This window comes from Streptomyces panacea, assembly GCF_040560175.1.
Classification (GTDB): domain Bacteria; phylum Actinomycetota; class Actinomycetes; order Streptomycetales; family Streptomycetaceae; genus Streptomyces; species Streptomyces panacea.
This window is the reverse complement of record NZ_JARJHW010000305.1, coordinates 1-4936: the sequence shown is the minus strand read 5'-3', so window position 1 is coordinate 4936 and position 4936 is coordinate 1. Positions and strand designations below refer to the sequence as shown.

Genomic DNA, 4936 nt, shown 5'->3' with positions numbered 1-4936 from the left:
CCGGTTCACCCTCGACCGGCACACCACCCTGCGCTCCCTGCCCGGCACACACGCGGCGTCGGACCTGCTGCGCACCCTGCTCACCCCCGCCACCGGACTGCCGCTCACCGACTCGGCCGACGGACAGATCGTGCTGGCGCTCGACCCGCGGCTCAGCGGTCTCGGCGAGGAGGGGTACGGGATCACCGTCGGCCCGCAGGCGTTGGTGCTGCGCGCCGCACAGCCCACCGGCCTGCTCCGCGGGGTCCAGACGATCCGTCAACTGCTGCCCGCCGAGGCCCTGTCGGGTGAGATACGGGACGGCTCCTGGGAGCTGCCCTGCGTGGAGATCAGCGATGTGCCCACGCACCCCTGGCGCGGGGCGATGCTGGACGTCGCCCGGCACTTCCAGCCCGTCTCCTACCTGCGCAGATACGTGGACCTGCTGGCGTTCCACAAGCTCAACACCCTCCACCTGCACCTCACGGACGACCAGGGCTGGCGCATGCCGGTCGACGCCTACCCCCGGCTGACCTCGGTCGGCGGCCGGCGGAGCCAGTCCATGACCTGGCACCCGGGCCGGGGCGGCGACGGCTTCGACGGGATCCCGCACGCGGGGGCGTACACCAAGGAGGAGCTGCGCGCCCTGGTGAGTTACGCGGCGGACCGCGGGGTGGGCGTCGTGCCGGAGATCGAGATGCCCGGCCATGTGCGCGCGGCCCTCGCCGCCTACCCGGAGCTGGGCAACCACCCGGAGCGAAGCCTCGACGTGTGGACCAGGTGGGGCGTCTGCGACACCGTGCTCGGCGTCCACGACCAGGCCCTCGACTTCTGCCGGGCGGTGCTGGAGGAGGTCATGGACGTCTTCCCGTCCCCGTACATCCATATCGGCGGCGAGGAGTGCCCGACCACCGAGTGGGAGAACAGCCCGGTGGCGCGTGCCCGCGCGGCGGCCGAGGGGCTCACCGGGCCGGCGGCGCTGCACGGCTGGTTCATGGGCCGGATCGGCGCGTTCCTGGTGGAGCGGGGCCGCAGGCCCGTCGGCTGGGCCGAGACCGGGACCGAACTGCCCCTGGACTTCACGGTGATGACCTGGCGCGATCCGGCGCACGCCCTGGCCGCGGCCCGGCGCGGCCACCAGGTCGTGACCGCTCACCACCGGGCCACCTACCTCGACTACGCCCAGTCCGCCGAACCCTGCGAACCGCTCGGTCAGCCCGGCGACCCCGTCGGTCTGCGGGCGGTCCACGGGAACGAACCGGTGCCGGGCGACTGGGAGGCCGAAGAGAGCGCTCAAGTCCTCGGTACGCAGGCGCAGTTGTGGACCGAGTACGTGAAGACTCCCGACCGGATCGAGTACCTCAGTTACCCCCGTCTGTGCGCCCTCGCCGACCGCGCCTGGTCCGGCGGGCGCAGCGACTGGACCGGTTTCGTCGAGCGGCTGCGCCGGCACACCGCACGGCTGGACGCCCTCGGTGTCCGCTACCGCCCGCTCACCCCACGGTCCCTGATGACCATCCCCGCAGGTACGGCGCCAACTCGTCCGTGACTTCCCACCCCTCCCCCACCACCCGTTCCGGAGAGGAACACCCCATGCGTCCCACACGTCCCACACGTCCGATGAGGACACTCGCCAAGAGCCGCCTCCGCGCGGCGGCCGCCGCCGCTGTCACCGTGGCCCTGAGCTGTACGGCGCTGGCGGCGATGCCCGCGTCCGCCGGCGCCGCGGCGGCGGCCGACGGGCTCGTCGTCCAGTACCGTACGAGCGCTTCCGGGGCGACCGCCGACCAGAGCGAACCCTGGCTGAAGGTACGCAACAACGGCAGCGCCGCCGTACAGCTGAGCGACGTCAAGGTGCGGTACTACTTCAAGGCCGATTCGGCGTCCGCCGCCTACCGGTTCGCCTGCTCCTGGGCGGTGAAGGGCTGCGCCAACATCACCGGCACCTTCGGGACTCTCGCCGCCCCGACCGCCACCGCCGACCGGTATCTGGAGATCGCGTTCACGGCCGGGGCGGGCACCCTGGCCCCCGGCGCGGACACCGGGGACATGCAACTGCGCTTCCACCAGGCGAACTGGCAGCCGCTGGGGCAGAGCGACGACTACTCCTTCGGCCGGGAGCGGGCCACGTACGGCGACTGGTCCCGGATCACGGCGCACGTCGGCGGCGCGACGGTCTGGGGCGAGGCGCCCGGCGGCAACGGCCCGACCGACCCCACGGATCCGCCGACCGAACCCGCCGACGGTCCCACCCTGTTCGACGACTTCAACTACAGCGGCCACAGCGATCCGAAGATCGCCGCGAACGGCTGGAGCGTCCGCGCGAACTCCGGCGGTCCGGGTGTGCCCGGCGCCAACTGGGTCCCGGAGAACGTCACGTTCGCCGGTCAGAGCGGCAACTCGGTGATGAACCTGGAGACTTCGACCGCCGGTACGGCCGCCTCCACGGAGCAGACGGAGATCCTGACCCGGTCGACGAAGTTCCGCAACGGGACGTACGCGGCGCGGGTGAAGTTCAGCGACGCGCCCAGGTCGGGCCCGGACGGCGACCGTCTCGTCCAGACGTTCTTCACCATCAACGACCTCAAGGCGCCGATGGCGGACGACTACGCGGAGTACGACTTCGAGTATCTGCCGAACGGTGGCTGGGGCGAACCCGCCAACATCCTCTACACCACCTCGTGGGAGACCTACCGCCCCGACCCGTGGGAGGCCGTCAACCAGCACAGTGAGGCCCGGCAGAGCTACGCCGGCTGGCACGACCTGGTGGTGACCATCGGCAACAGCGCCATCACGTACTACATCGACGGTCAGCACTTCGGCACGCACGGGGCGGCCTATCTGCCGGAGCGGCCGATGTCGATCAACTTCAACCAGTGGCTGATCGACCTGGCGGGCCAGACCAGCACCACACCGCGCTCGTACGACCAGCAGGTGGACTACGTGCTGCACGTGAAGGACCAGGTCCTCAGCCCGGCCCAGGTGGGCACGCTGGTGAGCGGGTACCGCGCGGCGGGCACGACGTTCGAGGACACGGTGCCGGCCCCCTGAGCGGACCGGGTCCGGCTCGCGATCCCAGCGGTCTCTTAGCGTCGGCTTACTCTCGGCTTAAGTGGACCATAAGGATCCTCCTCACCCCGTCCCAGCAGGCCGTTCAGGGGTTTCGAGGGGCTAGCTTGCTGAGGGCCGGAGCGGGACGGCAACCGGTGGCGCCGTGTGCAACGGAGGTCACGCCACCGGGAGTTCGTCCCGCTCCGCTCCCCCAGCTCGTGCCGCTCGAAGGAGAACGAATCCATGACCGCTCGTCGTAGGACCACCGGGATCGTCGCGCTGGGCGTCGCGCCGCTCGCGCTCATCGGGCTCGCGGCCGTCCCCGCCGCCGCCCACGGGTCGATGACGGACCCGGTCAGCCGTGTGTCGGCCTGTTTCGCCGAGGGGCCCGAGAGCCCGAAGTCGGCCGCCTGCAAGGCGGCGGTCGCGTCCAGCGGGACGCAGGCGTTCTACGACTGGAACGAAGTCAACATCGCGAACGCCGCGGGCAACCACCGGTCGATCATCCCGGACGGCAAGCTCTGCTCGGCCGGCCGCGACAAGTACAAGGGCCTCGACCTGCCGCGCGGCGACTGGCCCTCGTCGCCGTTCACGGCGGGCAACCGCACCTTCAACTACAAGGCCACCGCCCCGCACAAGGGGTCCTTCGAGCTGTACATCACCAAGGACGGCTACGACGCGGGGCAGCCGCTGAAGTGGTCCGACCTGGAGGACAAGCCGTTCGCCAAGGTCACCGACCCCAAGCTGGAGAACGGCGCGTACGTCTTCGGCGGCATCGTCCCCAACAAGTCGGGCCGCCACCTGATCTACTCGATCTGGCAGCGCTCGGACAGCCCCGAGGCGTTCTACACCTGCTCCGACGTGGTCTTCGGCGCCGACAACGGCGGTTCGGCCGCCGCTCCCGAGGCGTCCGCCCCCTCCGAGGCCGATGTCGAGGACGGCGCGTCCAAGTCCACCGTCGACCACGGCGGACACGGCGGCGACAGCCCGGACGAGGCCGGGGCCGCCGAGGTGAAGGACACCGCGAAGGACACCGCGAAGGACACCGGTGACTACGAGGAGCCCGCCGCCGAGCCCGCCGCCAACGCCCCCGAGGTGAAGGGCGCCGGCGCTGCCGAGCCGCAGCCCGCGGGTGGTTCGGAGAACCTCGCCGAGACCGGTGGCGACAGCACCACGCCGTACTGTCACACTCAGCCGATGACCGACGCGCAGGTCGTCGGCGTGGCCCGGTCCGGGTCGAGCGCGTTGGCCACCTCGTGGAACGCGACCCGGTCGAGCAGCCCGATCGCCAGGTGCTCGGAGAGGTTCACCGCGCACAGGTCCTGGAGGGTGACGTTTCGTACGTCGGGCCCGGACAGGAACTGGCTGCGGTACGGCGTGACCACTTGGTCGTAACGGGTCGATATGACGGTGTACTTGACCCCGGGCACGGTGTCACCGCCCGCGTTGAGCTTGGTGAGGAAGGCCGATCCCGCTATCTGGTCGGCGAGTCCCGGGGTCTTCTCGGTCAGCAGATCCTCCGCGCCGGGGAAGTGCGGCAGCAGCTTCGTCAGACCGAGCAGGGTCGTGCCGTGGTTGTCGGGCGCGAGTCCGACGAGGGCGTTCACCTTCGGTGCCCCGCCGAGGAACTTGAGGTAGTGGCGGGGCATCATGCCGCCCTGCGAGTGGCCGACGATGTCGACCTTCGAGGTGCCCGTGGCGGCAAGCACCCGGTCGACGTACGCGCTCAGTTGCTCGGCCGACTTGTCGATGGGGCCCAGGCCGTTGAAGAACGGCACTCCGGGGAGCTGCCCGTAGTCGAGGGAGAAGACGCAGTAGCCGCGGTTCACCAGGTACGGGGCGAGACCGAGCCAGTTGTCGACCGAGTTCGCGAAGGTGCCGTGGACAAGGACGACGGGACGGGGGT

Annotated in this window: 3 protein-coding genes and 1 pseudogene; 3 read left to right on the top strand and 1 reads right to left on the bottom strand. The window is 70.7% G+C overall.

Annotation, left to right across the window (positions count from 1 at the left end; genetic code table 11):
- The 3 genes and pseudogenes from P3L51_RS35060 to P3L51_RS35050 form a co-directional block, all read left to right on the top strand.
- A partial coding sequence (locus P3L51_RS35060; protein ID WP_354609409.1) for a beta-N-acetylhexosaminidase occupies positions 1 to 1528 on the top strand: 1528 nt, incomplete at its 5' end.
- 71 nt (positions 1529 to 1599) lie between these two features.
- Complete coding sequence (locus tag P3L51_RS35055; protein WP_354609410.1) at positions 1600 to 3030, top strand: cellulose binding domain-containing protein; 1431 nt, start codon at positions 1600 to 1602, stop codon at positions 3028 to 3030.
- A gap of 243 nt (positions 3031 to 3273) precedes the next feature.
- A pseudogene (locus P3L51_RS35050) lies at positions 3274 to 4212 on the top strand (lytic polysaccharide monooxygenase auxiliary activity family 9 protein); the annotation flags it as partial.
- Between the two features lie 8 nt (positions 4213 to 4220).
- Here the strand turns inward: P3L51_RS35050 and P3L51_RS35045 are convergent.
- Positions 4221 to 4936 (bottom strand): lipase family alpha/beta hydrolase (locus tag P3L51_RS35045; protein ID WP_354609408.1); only part of this gene is annotated, 716 nt, incomplete at its 5' end.